The sequence below is a fragment of the Streptomyces sp. NPDC048417 genome, assembly GCF_040651615.1.
In the GTDB taxonomy this organism is placed as follows: domain Bacteria; phylum Actinomycetota; class Actinomycetes; order Streptomycetales; family Streptomycetaceae; genus Streptomyces.
This window is the reverse complement of the sequence record NZ_JBEZKI010000019.1, coordinates 161,373-177,959: the sequence shown is the minus strand read 5'-3', so window position 1 is coordinate 177,959 and position 16,587 is coordinate 161,373. Positions and strand designations below refer to the sequence as shown.

The following is a 16,587-nucleotide window of genomic DNA, read 5'->3' as shown; positions in this document are numbered from 1 at the left end:
AATACTCCCCCTCAGCGCTTGTCAGGGGCATTGCGTGTCCGGAACCCGGACATCATCCCTGGCTGCGCCTCACGGGCCCCGACCCCACGCGGGCCCCCTGATTCCCCTGGGAGGGAACGAAAAGTGAGGATCAAGCGCACCACCCCCCGCAGCGGTATCACGAGACGGACCCGGCTGATCGCCGTGGGCACCGGTTTCCTGGCCGCGGCAGCGTTCGCCGTCCCCACCGCGAGCGCGAGTCCCGTGCACACCTTCAGCGCCAGCGAACTGAAGGCCGTGAACAGCTCCGTTCTGAAGGCGGACGTCCCCGGCACCGCCTGGGCCGTCGACAGCAAGACCCACCGTGTCGTCCTCACCGCCGACTCCACGGTCTCCACCGCCGAGATCGCCAAGATCAAGCGGCAGGCGGGCGCCGACGCCGGCGCGATCACCGTCAAGCGCACCCCCGGCACGTTCAAGAAGCTGATCACCGGCGGCGACGCCATCTACGGCGGCGCCTACCGCTGCTCCCTCGGCTTCAACGTGCACAGCGGCAGCACCTACTACTTCCTGACCGCCGGGCACTGCGGCGAGGTGGCCTCGACCTGGTACAGCAACTCCGGCCACACCACGGTCCTGGGCACCAACGTCGGCTACAGCTTCCCGACCAACGACTTCGCGCTGGTCCGCTACACCAACACCTCGATCGCGCACCCGAGCGCGGTCGGCAGCCAGACCATCTCCAGCGCGGCCACCCCGTCCGTCGGGACGACGGTGTACCGCCGCGGTTCGACCACCGGCACCCACAGCGGCCGGGTCACCGCGCTCAACGCCACCGTCAACTACGGCAGCGGTGACATCGTCTACGGCATGATCCAGACCACGGTCTGCGCCGAGGGCGGCGACAGCGGCGGCCCGCTCTACGGCGGTTCCGTCGCCTACGGTCTGACCTCCGGCGGCAGCGGCGACTGCACCTCCGGCGGTACGACCTTCTTCCAGCCGGTCACCGAGGCGCTGAGCTACTACGGCGTGAGCGTCGGCTGACGATCCTCCCGGATCGGCTCTCCCAGTGGGCCCCCGTACGCAACCGGCGTGCGGGGGCTCCCTTTTGACGGGGTGCCGGAGTTACCGTCGAAGGACCATTGGAGTCACCCCCTGGGGGCCGGCATGGTCGAGGCGCTGGTGGCGGCCGGAGCCGCTCTCGTGTCCGTCGGAGCGGTCTACGCACTGGCCGCGGCACGGGTCGTCAGACAGTACGAGCGAGGCGTGGTGTTCCGCCTGGGCCGGCTGCGACCGGAGGTGCGCGAGCCCGGGTTCACCATGATCGTCCCGTTCGTGGACCGGCTCCAGAAGGTCAACATGCAGATCGTCACGATGCCCGTGCCCGCGCAGGAGGGCATCACCCGGGACAACGTGACCGTCCGCGTCGACGCCGTCGTCTACTTCAAGGTGACCGGACCGGCCGAGGCGGTCGTCCGGGTCGAGGACTACCGGTTCGCGGTCTCGCAGATGGCACAGACCTCGCTGCGGTCCATCATCGGCAAGAGCGAGCTGGACGACCTGCTGTCGAACCGCGAAAAGCTCAACCAGGGCCTTGAGTTGATGATCGACAGCCCGGCCGTGGAGTGGGGCGTCACCATCGACCGCGTCGAGATCAAGGACGTCTCGCTGCCCGAGACCATGAAGCGGTCCATGGCCCGGCAGGCCGAGGCCGACCGGGAGCGCCGGGCCCGGGTCATCAACGCCGACGCCGAACTGCAGGCCTCCAAGAAGCTCGCGGAGGCTGCCAAGGAGATGTCGGAGCAGCCCGCCGCGCTCCAGCTGCGGCTGCTGCAGACGGTGGTGGCGGTCGCCGCCGAGAAGAACTCGACCCTGGTGCTGCCGTTCCCGGTGGAACTGCTGCGGTTCCTGGAGCGGGCCCAGCAGCAACTGCCGCCCGGGGCCGACGGGTCCGCGGTGAACAGGGCCAAAGGCGAGCCTGGAGAGGCGAATTCCGGCCAGGGGTAGGTGTCACTCTCCGACGATGGTTACTCGCCCGTAGTGTTTGCAGTGCGAAGCCTCCTGGGGTGACTGTGAACGGCCCGGGCGCAGGGGGCGCACAACATCCGCGCACGCGCGTCCTGAAGTCGACCTTGTGTGCTCCCTGTGGGTGTCGGAATAGTAGGCGCCCGTCAACCAGCCTTCCGGCCCCGAGGTCCCCACAACCTAACGGGCCGACCCCCCACAGGAGGACATGAGTTGAAGCACCGACGCATACCCAGGCGCCGTGCGGCCCTCGCCGGCGCGGGCATAGCCGCGCTCGTCGCCGCCGGAGTGACCTTCCAGAGTGCGAACGCCAGCGAGCCTGCCAAGGCCGCCGTACCGCAGATCCTGTCCGCACCGGCGGCCGGAAAGCTCGCCTCGACGCTCGTCGCCGACCTCGGCACCGACGCGGCCGGCACGTACTACGACGCCGGGACGAAGAACCTCGTCGTCAACGTGCTCGACGACACCGCCGCGGGGACCGTCGAGGCCGCCGGGGCCAAGGCGAGACTCGTCGCCAACTCCCTCGCCGAACTCGACGGCGCGCGGACCACGCTGAAGGAGGACGCCACCATCCCCGGCACCTCGTGGGCGACCGACCCGGTCACCAACAAGGTCGTCGTCACCGCCGACAAGACGGTCGCCGGCACCGCGCTGAGCAAGCTCACCAAGGTCGTCGACGGGCTCGGCGAGAAGGCCGAACTGCGGCACTCGAAGGGGGAGTTCAAGCCCTTCATCGCCGGTGGTGACGCGATCAGCGGGTCGGGCGGGCGCTGCTCGCTCGGCTTCAACGTGGTCAAGGGCGGCGAGCCGTACTTCCTGACCGCCGGGCACTGCACCGACGCCATCTCCAGCTGGTCGGACTCCTCCGGCAACGTGATCGGCCAGAACGCCCAGTCCAGCTTCCCGGGCAACGACTTCGGGCTGGTCAAGTACACCTCCGAGGTGGACCACCCGAGCGAGGTCGACCTCTACGACGGCTCCACCCAGAAGATCACGGGCGCGGCCGAGGCGACCGTGGGCATGAAGGTGACCCGCAGCGGCTCCACCACCCAGGTCCACGACGGCACGGTCACCGGGCTCAACGCCACCGTGAACTACTCGGAGGGCACGGTGAGCGGGCTCATCCAGACCGACGTGTGCGCCGAGCCGGGCGACAGCGGCGGCTCGCTCTTCTCGGGCAGCAACGCGATCGGCCTGACCTCGGGCGGCAGCGGCGACTGCACCTCCGGCGGGGAGACGTTCTTCCAGCCGGTGACGGAGGCGCTGTCGGCCACCGGTACCCAGATCGGCTGACCCGCGCCGAACCCCCGAGATGCCCCGCCTCCTGGAATGCGCCTCCGGGAGCCGGGGCATCTCCATGCCGTGCCGTGAGCCGGAACATGCTAGTCGAACATGTGTGCGATCTTGTGCGGTCCTGTCGGGCTCGTGGCATGGCAAGCGACCAAGGGGGCCGGCGGGCGGGGGAGCGGTGCATCGGGGCTCGGTGCAGGCTGGACTAGGGAGGTGGGTTGCCGTGCCCCACAACGAAGCCGTCTTGCCGGGCAAGGGTGCCGCAGTGCTGGACGCCCTGTTCCACCAGTCGCTCACCGGCCTGCTGATCCTGGACACGGAGCTGCGCATCCTGCGGATCAGCCTCACCAGACCGGTTCTGCACGAAGCGCCCCGGGAAGAGATCGCGGGCCGGCGCATCACCGACGTGTACAACCTGTCCGCACCCGGTGAGGTGGAGGCGATGCTGCGCGGCGTACTGGAGACCGGCGTGCCGGTACGGGGGCGGCTCATGGGAGTGCGTCCGAAGAACGAACCGGGGCCGGAGTACCTGTTCTCCGTCTCGGCGTCCCGTCTGGAGGACGCGCAGGGGAGGGTCTGGGGCGTGCTCACGGAGATGGTCGATGTCACCGAGTGCGAAAGGGTGGGCATCCGGATGCGGGTCCTCGCCTCCGTGCGCGAGCACGTGGGACGGACCCTCGACGTGGTCGCCACCTGCGAGGAACTGGTGCAGGCGGTGGTGCCGGACCTCGCCGACATCGCCGTGGTGGAAGTGGTGGACGCCGTGATACGGGGCGAGGAACCTCCCCTGAGCCCGCTGGGACCGGAGGTGCCGCTGCGACGTGCCGCCTTCCGCCACAGCGGCGGTGATGAACAGATCCAGGCGCATCCGGTGGGCGACGTTCGCCCGCTGCCGTTCCCCACGCCCTACACCCAGACGCTGACCGACCTCGAGCCCCGCCTCGTCGCCCTGGCGCCCGACACGCCCTGGCTGGCGGCCGACCCGCCACGCGCCGAGGCGATCCGCGTCTCCGGTGCCCGTCTCCTCATCACGGCACCCCTGACAGTGCGCGGAGCCGTGCTGGGACTGCTGAGCCTCTACCGCACCGACCAGGCGGACGTCTACGACAAGGGCGATGTCACCCTCGCCCTCGAAGTGGCCGCTCACACCGCGCTGTGCATCGACAACGCCCGCCGCTACACCCGCGAACACACCATCGCCCTGACGGTCCAGCGTCACCTGCTGCCGCCCCACCCCGCGCCGCGGAGCACCGTCGAGACCGCGTACCTGCACGTGCCTTCCCAGGTGGGCGGAGGCGGGGGGTTCGACACCTTCGCCCTGTCCGGTGCCCGCACCGCGCTGTTGGTCGGGGAAGTCTTCGGTCAAGGCATCCACGCGGCCATCACGATGGGACAGATGCGGACCGCCGTCCACTCCCTGGCCGCTCTCGACCTGGAGCCCGACGAACTCCTCGCCCGCCTCAACGACACCGCCCTCAGCCTCGCCGAGGAACGCGCGGCGCTGCCGCTCGGCGATCCCATGCCCCTGACGGGGAGCTGTGCGTACGCGGTACACGACCCGTTCGCCCAGACCTGCACCGTCGCCCTGGCCGGGCATCCCCCACCCGTCATCGCCCATCCCGACGGGACCACCGAGATCCTGGACCTGCCGAGCGGACCTCCCCTGGGCAGCGCCGGCGGCCCGCCCTTCGCCGCCGCCACGGTCTCCGTCGCCGACGGCAGCGTCGTGGCCCTCTACACCTCGGCCCTGCTGCACACCTCGGAGTCCCCGGACACCCTCCGACGGGTGCTGGCCCATTCCGGGCGGCCCCTGCAGGATCTGTGCGACGACGTGCTCTACCGGCTGCGGAACGACACCCGCGACAGCGACGTCATCCTCCTCCTCGCCCGCCCCCGCCCGTTCCCCTCCGGCCAGGTCGCCACGTGGCCTCTCGGCCACCATCCCCAGGACGTCGCCACGGCACGCAGCCACGCCCGCCACCAGCTCGTCCGGTGGAGCGTCGACGAGGAAACCGCCTACACCACCGAAATGATCGTCAGCGAGCTGGTCACCAACGCCGTCCGTTACGGCGCCCCGCCCGCCCAGCTGCAGCTCATCAAGGACCGCACCCTCACCTGCGAAGTCCACGACAGCAACTCCCTCGCGCCACGGCTGCGCCATGCGAAGACCGTCGACGAAGGGGGGCGCGGCCTGTTCATCGTCGCCCAGCTCGCACAGAACTGGGGCGTCCGCCACACGTCCGACGGCAAGACCGTCTGGGCCGAGCAGTCCCTCCCGCCGCCGGCCGCGCCCCGCCATCGGCACCGGCCATAGGCCATGCACGGCTGTTCCGCGCCGCCGCGCCGCCCGTAGTCGTCGGCCGCCTGGCCTCGATCGCGACGTCAGGGCCCTGAACGGCCACGGAGCCGGAGGCCGCGATCGGGGTACCGGTGACCGAGCGGGCCCGGACGTCCTCGACGGTCTCCATGGGGCGTCGGGCGCATGAGAAGCCCCGGCTGGACGGGGGAGACCAGCCGGGGCGGTAGGTGGTGGCGTGCGGAGGGCGGTCGCCTCTCGGCGAGGGGCTCCATGGGGCTTCAGCCGGACGATCGTCCCCATGGGCTGTAGGTGAGGCCCGGGGACACTGTCCCCTCCGCAGCCACGTACAGATGAACGGCCCGCCGCCCAGGGATGTTCCCCACCCGTCGGTTCTAATCGAGGCAGCCTCCGAGGAACTACAGCCACTGGCCCGGGTCCTGAGCCGGCAGATGCTCTACAGCGACGCCCCCGACCACGCCCGGCTGCGCGCCCTGCTCAGCAGAGCCTTCACCCCCCGGGCCGTGGCCGCACTACGCGACCGGATCTCCGACACCCTCGATCAGATCATCGCCCGCGCAGCACCGACCGGCCGCTTGGACATCGTCGCCGACCTTGCCCGCCCGCTGCCCCTGGCGATCATCTGTGACCTCCTGGGCGTACCGGAAGAGGACCGGTTCCGGATCCGAAGATGTTCGTCGATCTCGTTCTGGTGAGAATCGAGGCAGCGGCGCTCAACCCTGCGGATCTGGCATTCCAGAGCGGAGCCGTGGATCCTCTCGTGGACTCTTTCTTCCCGGTGACGCCCGGGTGGGATCTGGCCGGGGTCATCGAGCAGGCCGGAGTCGCGACGACGGGATTCCAGCCGGGCGACGAGGTGATCGGGTTCGTTCGCGGCCCGGCCATGCGCTACGGCACATACGCGCAGAAGATCTCGGCCGAACCGCGTCAGCTCGTCCGCAAGCCGAGGAACCTGATCTGGGCCCAGGCCGCCGGGCTGCCGCTCGCCGGGCTCACCGCCTACCAGGCGATCGTGCACAGCCTCAAGGTGACCGCCGGCGACACCGTACTGGTGCACGGGGCGGCGGGAGGCGTCGGACACCTCGCCGTCCAGATCGCGATCGCGCGGGGCGCACGGGTGATCGGGACGGGCTCCGAGGCCAGCCAGGCGTTCGTCGAGTCCCTGGGAGCGACGCCGGTGCGCTACGGCGACGAGCTCGTCGAGCAGGTGCTGAAGATCGCTCCGAGCGGGGTCGACGCGGTGCTCGACACCGCGGGGCGCGGCTCCCTCTCCACGACGCGGGCACTCGCCGCCCCCGGGGCGCGGGTCGCTTCCATCACCCGATCCAGCACCGACTACGAGGGCACCATCGACGTGTACGTCCGCCTTGACGGAGACGATCTGACCCGGCTGGTGGAGCTCGCCGAGGACGGGAAGCTCACGGTGCACGTCGACCGGGTATTCCCCCTCAGCCAGGCAGCGGAGGCCCAGCAGGTGCTGGCCGGCGGCCACGTCCGGGGCAAGATCGTCCTGGAGAACCGCGGGGCGGTGTGAGGAACGTGCCGCACAGTCCGGTCATCACCGTGGTCACCGACATCGCCTCTCCCCCCGAGGATGTGTGGAGGGAACTGACCGACTTCGCCGGATACGCGCAGTGGCACCCCACACTGCGTTTCGTCGATGTTCCGACGGAAATCCTGCCTGGAACCCGGCTGCGGGCCCAAGTGTCGCTGGGGGCCGAGAACGACGGGGAATACCGTTTCACGGTCCTCCACTACGAGGCACCGCGACGGCTTGTCTGGGAGGGCGGCATTCCGGATGTCCTCATGGGCAAACATTCCTTCGTCCTCGAACCCCGGGCCGGCGGAACGCGATACACGGAATCCGAGGAGTTCACCGGCACGGCCGCCGTGGCGACCGTAGAGCCCGCCCGATCCCAGATGGAGGAGGGCTATGCGAGCCACGGCAGGGCCCTGAGAGAACGACTCGAATCCGGCCACTGACAGCCCCGCACAGCCCACACACGGGGCACCCGTCCACGCACCGCAACACATCCACGCCCGCAGACCGCGGTTCCCACGCCATGGTCCGCGGGCCACGGGTGCGCTCAAAGGCACACAGGCCCATCAGCGCAAGGAAAAGCAATGAACGGCACGCTCGGCATCATCGGAAGCGGCAGCATCGGCGGCGCGGTCGCACGCCTGGCCGTCAACGCGGGGATCGACGTGATCCTCAGCAACTCGCGCGGTCCCGAGAGCCTGCGCGGTCTCACCGAACGCCTCGGCCCCCGAGCGCGCGCGGCCACTCCGGCAGAGGCCGCCGCGGCCGGCGACTGGACGGTGGTCGCCGTCCCCTTCAGCGCCGTGCCCCACCTGCCCGCGGACGCGCTGGCCGGGAAAATCGTCATCGACGCGAACAACTACTACCGATCGCGGGACGGCGACATCGCAGAACTACTGAAGGGCAGCCTGACCGCGGGAGAGCTGTTCCAGCGGTACTCGCCGGCCGCACGGACGGTCAAGACGTTCTTGTCCCCACCGGTCGACGCGTTCGCGGTGGCCGGCGGTCGCAGACCTGGGCGGTTTCGCCGGGGATCAGTGGTTCTTGGTGCAAGGGGAGCACTCTGCCAAGGCTGCCGGGCCTACGGCTTCGGGGCCGAAACGCCGGCGGGCGCGGTCGGCGGCGGCTTCGGCGGCGCGGGCGCGGTCGGCGGCGGGATCGAGAGAGAGCTGGCGGTAGGCGTCGGCGGCCGGCAGCAGGGCGTCGGCACGGAGCACGAAGGCACGGACACGGGCGCGTTGCAGTCCGAGGGAGGTCAACAGGCCCAGGGCGGTGGCGGCGAGGGCGGGTGAGTGGTCGGTGGGTTCCGGCAGGGCTCGGGTGCGTGTGGTGGAGGTGCGGTCGGCGTAGCGGACCGTGAGGGTGAGGCGGCCGGTGATCTGGCGTTCTCCGCGCAGGCGTTGGCCGAGCCGGTCGGCAAGCCCCAGGACGTCTCGGTGGTGTTGCGCCGGGTCGAGGCAGTCCCGGCTCAACACGAGGTCGGCAGCCAGGTGCCGGGCCGGTTCCGCGGGGACGACCGGGCGGGGGTCGTGACCGCGGGCGCGCTCGGTCAACAGCCGTGCCTGGCCCGCGCCGAGGAGCCGTTGCAGGGTCCCCGCCGGCAGATCGACGACCTGGCCGATGGTGTGCAGGCCGTATCTGCCGAGTGTGTCCGCCATGACACGGCCGATCCCGGGCAGCGCGGTGACCGGGCGGGGGTACAGCCAGTCGGCCGCCTGCCCGGTGGGCACGTAGGTGGTGTCCCCGGGTGCGGACGCGTCGGCCGCCATCGCCGCCAGCATGCGGTTGCCCGCGAGGCCGGCGCTGCTGTCGATGCCGTAGTGGGCCTTCAGTCTCATCTTCGCCGCCTGGACCATGTCGTAAGGGGACAGGTCGAAGTACCGAAGCGCCGAAGTCAGGTCCAGCTGAAGGGCGTTGGGCGGGACGGCCTGGACGTGGGGCGTGATTCCGGACATCAGTTCGATTATGGCTTCGTACTGGGTCTCCGTCAGCTCGGCGTGCAGGTGGAGATGGGCGATGTGCCGCTGACGTGCAGTCATCCCGCTCATCCCGCACTCCCCGGGCTGCGGTGGCCGAACTTCTTCAGGTCGGCGGAGCGGGTGCCGGCGGGCTGGAGGTCGGCGTACGGGTGCAGCCGTGCGCCGGCGGTGCCGTCGGCCAGGGTGCGCTGCGATGGTGCGGGAGCGGCCTGCGACTGACCCGGAGCCGGTTGGGCGGGGGTCGAGTGCGGCCGGTCCGCACCCAGGAGGGCGAGCGCCGCCTCGGGCCCGTTGTCCCGGCGGGCGGCGGCGATCTCGTCCAGGTCCCAGGCCATGGACCCGACGACGGTACGACGGGTGCCGCGCACCTGGACCGTGCCGCGGACAAGGAGCAGGCCACTGTGGAAGACGGTGTACGCGCAGGCCGGGTGGGAGTCCTCGAAGAAGGCGAGGTCGACCAGGCCGGAGCCGTCCTCCAGGGTGACGAAGATGATCCGCTTGCCGCTGGCGATCGGCGGGGTCTGCGTGGAAGCACGCACGCCCGCGACCAACACCTGCTGCCCTGCACGCAGTCCGGCCAGGTGCGACGCGTCCGTCGCGCCGATCTCCCGCAGCAGTCGGTGGTGATGCTCCATCAGGTGCCTGGAGACGTCGATGCCGAGGGTGTCCAACTCGGCGCTCAGTGCCTCGCGTCCGGTCATCTCCGGCAGCCCGCTCGGCTCCGCTCCCTCAACCGCACCCGTGTCTATGGGCAGTTGACCCGAACCTGCGGTCCGGTTGCGGGACTGCCGATGCAACTCGGCGATCTGCAGAAGGAGATCGCGTCGAGTGAGACGACCGTCGTGCAGAGAGTTCAAGGCGCCGATCTCCGCGAGGCGTTCGGCGACCGGTCTGCTGGGGCGGGCCCGCTGCCAGAAGTCCGACAGCGATCCGTACGGCTGCCCCTCCTCGATCCGCGCGCACTCCTCCGCGCCGATGCCGTGCACCCCGGACAGCGCGAGCCGCACGCCCCACTCCTCCTGCTCGGTCATCTCCACGGTGTGCTTCACCTTCGAACGGTTGATGTCGACGGACAGGACCCGCACCCCCCGCCGACGGGCGTCGGAGACCAGGACCCGCTTGGGCCACATCCCGGGATCGTGTTCGAGCAACCCCGCCAGCAGGAACGCCGGATAGTGCGCCTTGAGCCAGGCACTCTGCAGGGCGGGTACGGCGAAGGCGACCGCGTGGGCGCGGCAGAAGCCGTACGCCCCGAAGGCCTCCACTGTCTTCCAGACCTCCTCCCGGACGGCCATGCTGTAACCACGCGCGCGTGCCCGCTCGTGGAACCAGTCCTTGATCTTCGGGAGTCGGTCCTTGTCGCCGAGGGCCCGCCGGGCGATCTCCGCCAGCGCATAGTCGCAGCCGGTCATGACCGAGAGCGTCTCGATGATCTGCTCGTGCCAGATGGTCACGCCGTAGGTGTCGGCGAGCACCGGCTCAAGGTCCGGGTGCGCGTAGTCCGGCGTACCGCCGTGGCGAGCCGCGATGTACCGCTCGGGCATGCCGCCGGCGACCGGTCCGGGGCGGAAGAGGCTGATGTCGGCGATGACGTCCTGGACGTCTCGGGGCTGGAGCCGGGAGAGCAGGTCCTGCTGGCCGGGGGACTCCAGCTGGAACAGGCCCAGGGTCTGGCTGGCCTGGATGAGCTTGAACGCGAAGACGTCGTCGAGCGGCACCTGCTGGGGATCGTCGAGGTCGATGCGGTTGCCGGTGGTCCGTTCGATCTCGGTGACGGCGTGGGCCATCGCGGACTGCATACGGACTCCCAGGACGTCGAGTTTGATGTTGCCCAGCGCCTCGATCTCCTCCTTCGCGGCCATCGCCATGGGGTAGTCGCCCTGCGGTGTGGGCTGCACCGGCAGCCGGTCCAGGAGTGTCGCGTCGCTGATGACCACGCCGCAGGGGTGCATGGCCATGCCGTGGACCAGGGAGTCGAGGCCCTCGGCGAGTTCCCACAGGGGGCCGTACCGGTGTGCCTCGGCGGCCAGCTGTCGTAGCTCGGGCAGTTCGGCGAGCGCGCTCGTGATGTCGGAGGCGCGCAGGTGCGGGAAGCTCTTGGCGATCCGGTCGATGTCGGCGGGGGCGATGCCGAGGGCGAGGCCGGTGTCGCGCAGCGCCCTGCGAGCCCGGTAGGTCTCGGGCATCGCGGTGACCGCCACCCGTTCCTTCCCGAACCGTTCGAAGATCGTGTCGTAGCACTCCAGGCGGCGGGCGGATTCCACGTCGATGTCGATGTCGGGCAGTGAGGCTCGGCGTGTGCTCAGGAAGCGTTCGAACAGGAGGTGGTGGTCGAGCGGGTTGGCGGTGGCGATGTCCAGGGTGTGGCAGACAAGGGAGCCGGCGCCGGAGCCGCGGGCGGCGACCCGGATGCCCTTGGCCCGGATGTCGGCCACGACCTGGCCGACGGCGAGGAAGTACGAGTCGTAGCGCAGCTCGGAGATCACCTTGAGCTCTTCGTCCAGCCGGTCGAGCGCCGTACGGTCGCGGTCGAGGCCGCGCCTGGCCAGACCGGCCTCGCACTGCCCGCGCAGCAGCTGTGCCGCGCCGCCCGCCCGGGGCTCCGCCCCGAAGAGGGACGGTTCCGGGAAGTGCGGTCTGCCGAGCCCGAGGTCAGCCACCGGGTCGACGGTGCACGCGGCCGCGGTGGCGGCGGTGTCCGCCATCAGACGGCGGGCCCGACGCATGTCCTCTCCGGCGCATTCGGTGATCATTCGCGCGACGGTCTCCATTCCTCGCTCGTCCTTGAGCCAGCGCTGTCCGCTGTCCAGCCGGCGCCGGTCGATCGGTCGCAGCAGGCGGGCGGCGTCCAGGACGTCGGCGAGGCGGTGCTGGCCGGGGTCGGCGTAGCGGACGGCGTTGGAGAGGACGGCGGTGGTGTGGGTGCGGTCGGCCAGGGCCAGGGTCCGGGCGGCGAGGCGCAGGGATCCAGGGTCCGTGCCGAAACGTTTCTGCGCGACGACTTCCAATCTGACCTCCCTCCCGAAGATCTCCTGCCAGGGCGCCAGCAGCTTCATCGCGACGTCCTCCCGGCCCACCGACAGTGCCCGCACCGGCTCCGAGAGCGGCCCGAGCAGCACGGCCAGGCCGGGCCCGCCGTACTCGCGCAGCGCCTGCCACGGCACCACCGGCGGCGTACCGGACACGGCACCGACATGGGCGGCCGAGGTGATGCGGCACAGCCGTGCCCAGCCCTCCCGGTTCCGCGCGAGCAGCACGAACCGCAGCGGCGGCTCCATGACGTGTGCGCCACCGCGCGCCGGGGTGCGGTGGCGCCGGGCGGGCGGCGGAGGCGCGAGGGCCTGCACCGCCAGGTCGATGCCGAAGACCGGCCGGACCCCGTCCTTCATGCAGGCGTGCGCGAACCGTACGGCCCCGGTGACCGTGTCCCGGTCGGTGAGCGCGAGCGCCGGCATGCCCTGCTCGGCCGCCCGCCGGACGAGCTGCTCGGGGTGAGAGGCGCCGTAGCGGGCGGAGTAACCGGACGCGACGTGCAGATGGGCGAAGCCCGTCATGCCGCACCTCCATCACTCCACCCCTTTTCGACCATGCGCCCGATATGTTCATCGTACGCTCGTTCGATTACTCTAACCTCATCAGCCCAGGTAGGCGACAGGAATCGAACGTGTAAACGATTCTTTGGTGGGGTGGGTGACGAGAGGGGGCGATGCCGCTCTGTCACCTCTCCAGCCGGGCAGGGCAGTTGGAGGCTCAGGATGGACGGGCGGTGGCGGCTTGTAGTGAAGTCGACACGTTCCGTTATGCCGGTGCCTCGGTTGGCCCACGGTGGAGTGAGCCGTGTGCCGTCGGGCTGCTCGGCGGTGGGGGTATGCCGAGCGGCGGGCGCACCCCGGGGGGCGTAAGGCCCGGCTGGTCGTGCTCATTGAACGGGGGGCGTGCACGCGGGCGGGCGGCGGAGGCGGCCGCCGAGGCCGTGTGGGGCTGGAGGGACGTACTGGGGGAGGGTGAAGTGCGCGTGTTGCGCGACAGTTGGGCGCGTATCGCACCCTATGGCCCCCTCGGGCCCAGCTGGTGACACCCCATCAGGCAGGTGGCGCGCGACCGGTTACCCGGAAGTTTTACCGACGCGTAACTTCACGGTTGCACTACTCGTCCGTAACTTGATGAGTGAACAGCATCCTCGTGATCCGGATCACAGGGCGTAAGGCCGTCGCAACTCCCTTGAGCCGCAAGGAGATCACACGATGCTGCCCTGGAAACGAGTGCTCAGACCCCTGACCGCACTGCTCCTCGCCGCCGCCGTCGCCACCGTCCCCGCCGCCACCGCCCACGCGTCGAGCGCCCCCAGCACCGGCTGGAACGACTACTCCTGCCGCCCCTCCGCCGCCCACCCCCGCCCCGTGATCCTGGTCCACGGCACCCTGGGCAACTCCGTCGACAACTGGCTCTCCCTCGCCCCGTACCTGGAGGACCGCGGCTACTGCGTCTTCTCCCTCGACTACGGCCAGCTGTCCGGCGTCCCGCTCTTCTACGGCCTCGGCCCCATCGACAAGTCGGCAGAGCAACTCTCCGCCTACGTCGACAAGGTGCTGAGCGCGACCGGCGCCGCCAAGGCCGACCTCGTCGGCCACTCCCAGGGCGGCATGATGCCCCGCTACTACCTCAGGTTCCTCGGTGGCGCCGCCAAGGTGAACGCCCTCGTCGGCCTCGCCCCCGACAACCACGGCGCCACCATCAGCGGCCTCACCAACCTGCTGCCGTACTTCCCCGGCGCCGAGGACCTGATCAAGTCCAGTACCCCCGGCCTCGCCGACCAGATCCCCGGCTCCGCCTTCCTCACCAAACTCAACGCGGGCGGCGACACCGTCCCCGGCGTGCACTACACGGTCGTCGCCACCAAGTACGACGAGGTGGCCACCCCCTGGCAGAGCCAGTACCTGAGCGGCTCCGACGTCCACAACGTCCTGCTCCAGGACCTGTGTTCGCTCGACCTCTCCGAGCACGTGGCGATCGGGCTCTTCGACCGGATCGCCTTCCACGAGGTGGCCAACGCGCTCGACCCGGCACACGCCACCGCCACCAGCTGCGCGTCGGCGTTCAGCTGAGCGGCGCTGCCCAACTGAACGCCGCCGGGGCCTGTCCGGCCTGAGCCGCCGGTCAGGCCCCGGAGTCATGCGGGATCAGGTCCGGTGCGCCCGTCGTCGTAGCATCGTGCCGAGCGCGACGGCGACGGCGGCCTTACGGCGTGCTGCGGACATCCGGAAACTCCTCGGAACGGTCCTCGGGGCGGGCTCGGTCCCGCCCGGCGGGATCCCGTGGGGGCGATCAGAAAGCTAGCCCCAAGAAACCGTGAAATCGCCTGCTGGGAGGGGGCGAAGGAGATCCTTATGGTCGCCTTAAGGGAGAGCTAACTGAGGGCTGAGGAAGAGGGGTTGGGAAGTCCTGGCGCACCTGCGCCTGAACGTTCCCACCGTCCGCGGTAGTCCGTGTTCGTCCGCAGCCGGACGCCGTGGTTGGCTCCCGGAATGGCTCCCCGTGCGGGCGCCAACGCACGTTGCCTCATGAGGTCTCCTACAACCATGCCGCCAATGGCCACCTGGTTGATCTTTTCGCCGCACTGCCTCTCCCCGGCGCCTTCGAAGGTCGAGAGTTCTGGAGGTTGTTGAGCCTGGTGGGAGGTGACGCCGCCCTGAACATCGTCCCCGGCAACGCTGGCGGCCCCTTCTTCGACCGCCTGCTCGACGGAAATGAAGCTGGTATTGCTGGCCGCCTGCTCAGCTTTCTCGAAGAACTCGACGACGATGAGCACGACGCCGTTGCCGACGTGATCGGAGCCGCTCGGGGCCTCCTAGGCGGTGCCGCCAGATACCTCAGGAAACTGTGGCTGCGTGATGCCGAGACCACCGCCTGGCACGTTCTGCTCGCCCGCCGCCGGCAGCACGACACGGCGGAGGACCGTGAGCGGTTCCTACAGGCATGGAGAAACGCCTAGGTGTTGTGGGTCAGGACGTTGGTGACGGCGCATAGTGGTGGGCAAGGTTGGTGGCTAGGTCGCGGAGGTGAGTCCTGGCCTCGGTGGGGCCGTGCACAGTGATGGCGCTCCCGAATGGCAGTAATGCTCGCACGTCCTCCAGACGCAGGAAGCGGATCGTTACCTTGTGGCCGGTGGGGGATTCTTCATGGTCGTCCCGGACGAGTCGTTGGCCAAAGATCCGTTGCGCTCGCTCGATCTGGGTCTGCTCGATGGTGGCGCTGATCTCTATCGCGTGGTCGTGTTCCCACTGATCAATGAGCGCTGCAGCGACGGTGGCCAGGCTCTGGTTCTCGCGGATCCGTCGTGGCTGGTCGCCTTCTTTCCACGTCGTGATCCGTTGGAGTCGGTACATCCGTGGCACTCGGGCACAGTCGGCGACGAGATACCAGATGCCGGCCTTGGCCAACAGCCCGTAGGGATCAACGACGAGGTCGCGTGGGCATGACTCGCGTGGGCTGTCGTACTCGATCTGTAGCTGGCGACCTCGCCGCACTGGGCCGATCAGCGAAGCCGGAGTCGTGCCGGAAGCTCGTGCCTGGAGCCAGGGACGGCTGTCCACATGTACTACGTCGGTGAGCGGCAGGAGCTCATGACCTCGACGTGACTGTGTAGCGGCGATCTTGGAGAGCGCGCGCTGGCTTTCGACCGATGCGTTGAGCTCCGCACGTTGCTTCTCGTCCAGCCCGGTGAGCGACAGATGATCACGCTCGCCCGGCGTGAGTCGCGTGAGGTCGAGCCCGGACCCGGGTGGCATGGTCACGCCTCCGAGGCGGCCCCGTTGTGCGGTCACCGGCAGTCCGGCGTCGCGGAGCCAGTTCAGGTCCCGGGTGATGGTTCGAAGGGACACCCCGAGCGCCGAGGCAAGTTCCTGTGTGGTCACGGCATCCCTCGATCCGAGGAGCAGCATCAGGGAGAAGAAGCGGTCTGGGGTCACACGCCAAGTTTTTCAGGAATTGCGACACGATGCGGCGCATATCCCGGTCAGGCTGGTGGATGCGTACCTACGACCTGTGAGAAGGAACAACCATGACCACATCCGTCGTGTCCATCGTCTATGTGAACGACGCTCCCGCCGCAGCTCGTTTCTACGGTGACCTCCTCGACATGAGCCCCTCGTTCGAGACTCCGGGATACATCACCTTCGACCTCGGGCCGGGCGCTGACCTTGCTCTGTGGTCTGGCCAGTTCGAGGATCTGTCACCGGATGTCCCGCGTACCAGTGAGGTTTGCCTGGCCATCGACGGTGGACCCGACGAGCTCAACGCGATCTTCAAGCAGTGGCAGGCCAAGGGCGTCACGATCCTGCACGAGCCTCATGACGCGGGGTTCGGGCTGACCTTCCTCGCAGCCGATCCTGACGGGAACCGTATCCGCGTCGCACCGCAGGACTGAAAGGCCACAATGCGGCAGGCGCCCACCGCAG

The 16,587-nt window shown here is 69.6% G+C and carries 13 protein-coding genes and 2 pseudogenes; 12 read left to right on the top strand and 3 right to left on the bottom strand.

Annotation, left to right across the window (positions count from 1 at the left end; all coding sequences use genetic code 11):
* Positions 1-123: 123 nt before the first annotated feature.
* From AB0D59_RS29030 to AB0D59_RS28995, 8 genes and pseudogenes are all read left to right on the top strand, one after another.
* The gene (locus AB0D59_RS29030) at positions 124-1,023 is read left to right on the top strand and encodes a S1 family peptidase (RefSeq protein ID WP_362571340.1); all 900 of its coding nucleotides are present in this window, start codon (positions 124-126) and stop codon (positions 1,021-1,023) included.
* A 123-nt stretch (positions 1,024-1,146) separates the two neighbouring features.
* Entirely contained in the window at positions 1,147-1,986 is an 840-nt protein-coding gene (locus AB0D59_RS29025; RefSeq protein ID WP_362571337.1) for a slipin family protein, read from the top strand.
* 231 nt (positions 1,987-2,217) lie between these two features.
* Positions 2,218-3,297, top strand: a complete 1,080-nt coding sequence (locus AB0D59_RS29020; protein WP_362571334.1) for a S1 family peptidase — start codon at positions 2,218-2,220, stop codon at positions 3,295-3,297.
* A 220-nt stretch (positions 3,298-3,517) separates the two neighbouring features.
* A complete protein-coding gene (locus AB0D59_RS29015) occupies positions 3,518-5,608 on the top strand; it encodes a SpoIIE family protein phosphatase (RefSeq protein ID WP_362571331.1) in 2,091 nt (696 codons plus the stop codon).
* Positions 5,609-6,042: 434 nt separating this feature from the next.
* Positions 6,043-6,306, top strand: coding sequence for a hypothetical protein (locus AB0D59_RS29010; RefSeq protein ID WP_362571328.1), 264 nt, complete (start codon positions 6,043-6,045; stop codon positions 6,304-6,306).
* Positions 6,282-7,145 carry an NADP-dependent oxidoreductase gene (locus AB0D59_RS29005; protein WP_362571325.1) on the top strand — a complete coding sequence of 288 codons (864 nt, stop codon included), beginning with the start codon at positions 6,282-6,284 and terminating at the stop codon, positions 7,143-7,145. The genes AB0D59_RS29010 and AB0D59_RS29005 overlap by 25 nt, the downstream gene beginning before the upstream one ends.
* A gap of 29 nt (positions 7,146-7,174) precedes the next feature.
* Positions 7,175-7,594 carry an SRPBCC domain-containing protein gene (locus AB0D59_RS29000; RefSeq protein ID WP_362571322.1) on the top strand — a complete coding sequence of 140 codons (420 nt, stop codon included), beginning with the start codon at positions 7,175-7,177 and terminating at the stop codon, positions 7,592-7,594.
* Between the two features lie 141 nt (positions 7,595-7,735).
* A pseudogene (locus AB0D59_RS28995) lies at positions 7,736-7,999 on the top strand (NAD(P)-binding domain-containing protein); the annotation flags it as partial.
* 186 nt (positions 8,000-8,185) lie between these two features.
* Here the strand turns inward: AB0D59_RS28995 and AB0D59_RS28990 are convergent.
* Both AB0D59_RS28990 and dnaE read right to left on the bottom strand, forming a co-directional pair.
* Complete coding sequence (locus AB0D59_RS28990) at positions 8,186-9,190, bottom strand: ImpB/MucB/SamB family protein (RefSeq protein WP_362571319.1); 1,005 nt, start codon at positions 9,188-9,190, stop codon at positions 8,186-8,188.
* Between the two features lie 5 nt (positions 9,191-9,195).
* On the bottom strand, positions 9,196-12,684 hold the full coding sequence (dnaE, locus tag AB0D59_RS28985) for a DNA polymerase III subunit alpha (RefSeq protein ID WP_362571316.1): 3,489 nt from the start codon (positions 12,682-12,684) through the stop codon (positions 9,196-9,198).
* A gap of 304 nt (positions 12,685-12,988) precedes the next feature.
* On the opposite strand from dnaE, the pseudogene AB0D59_RS28980 reads away from it, so the two are divergent.
* The 3 genes and pseudogenes from AB0D59_RS28980 to AB0D59_RS28970 form a co-directional block, all read left to right on the top strand.
* A pseudogene (locus AB0D59_RS28980) lies at positions 12,989-13,205 on the top strand (MarR family transcriptional regulator); the annotation flags it as partial.
* A 169-nt stretch (positions 13,206-13,374) separates the two neighbouring features.
* Positions 13,375-14,235, top strand: a complete 861-nt coding sequence (locus tag AB0D59_RS28975) for an alpha/beta fold hydrolase (RefSeq protein ID WP_362571313.1) — start codon at positions 13,375-13,377, stop codon at positions 14,233-14,235.
* A 449-nt stretch (positions 14,236-14,684) separates the two neighbouring features.
* Positions 14,685-15,122, top strand: a complete 438-nt coding sequence (locus AB0D59_RS28970; protein ID WP_362571310.1) for a hypothetical protein — start codon at positions 14,685-14,687, stop codon at positions 15,120-15,122.
* A gap of 10 nt (positions 15,123-15,132) precedes the next feature.
* Here the strand turns inward: AB0D59_RS28970 and AB0D59_RS28965 are convergent, their stop codons facing one another.
* Positions 15,133-16,098 carry a WYL domain-containing protein gene (locus tag AB0D59_RS28965; protein WP_362571307.1) on the bottom strand — a complete coding sequence of 322 codons (966 nt, stop codon included), beginning with the start codon at positions 16,096-16,098 and terminating at the stop codon, positions 15,133-15,135.
* Positions 16,099-16,190: 92 nt separating this feature from the next.
* Here AB0D59_RS28965 and AB0D59_RS28960 point away from each other — a divergent pair, with 92 nt between their 5' ends.
* The gene (locus AB0D59_RS28960; protein ID WP_190054434.1) at positions 16,191-16,556 is read left to right on the top strand and encodes a VOC family protein; all 366 of its coding nucleotides are present in this window, start codon (positions 16,191-16,193) and stop codon (positions 16,554-16,556) included.
* Positions 16,557-16,587 lie beyond the last annotated feature (31 nt).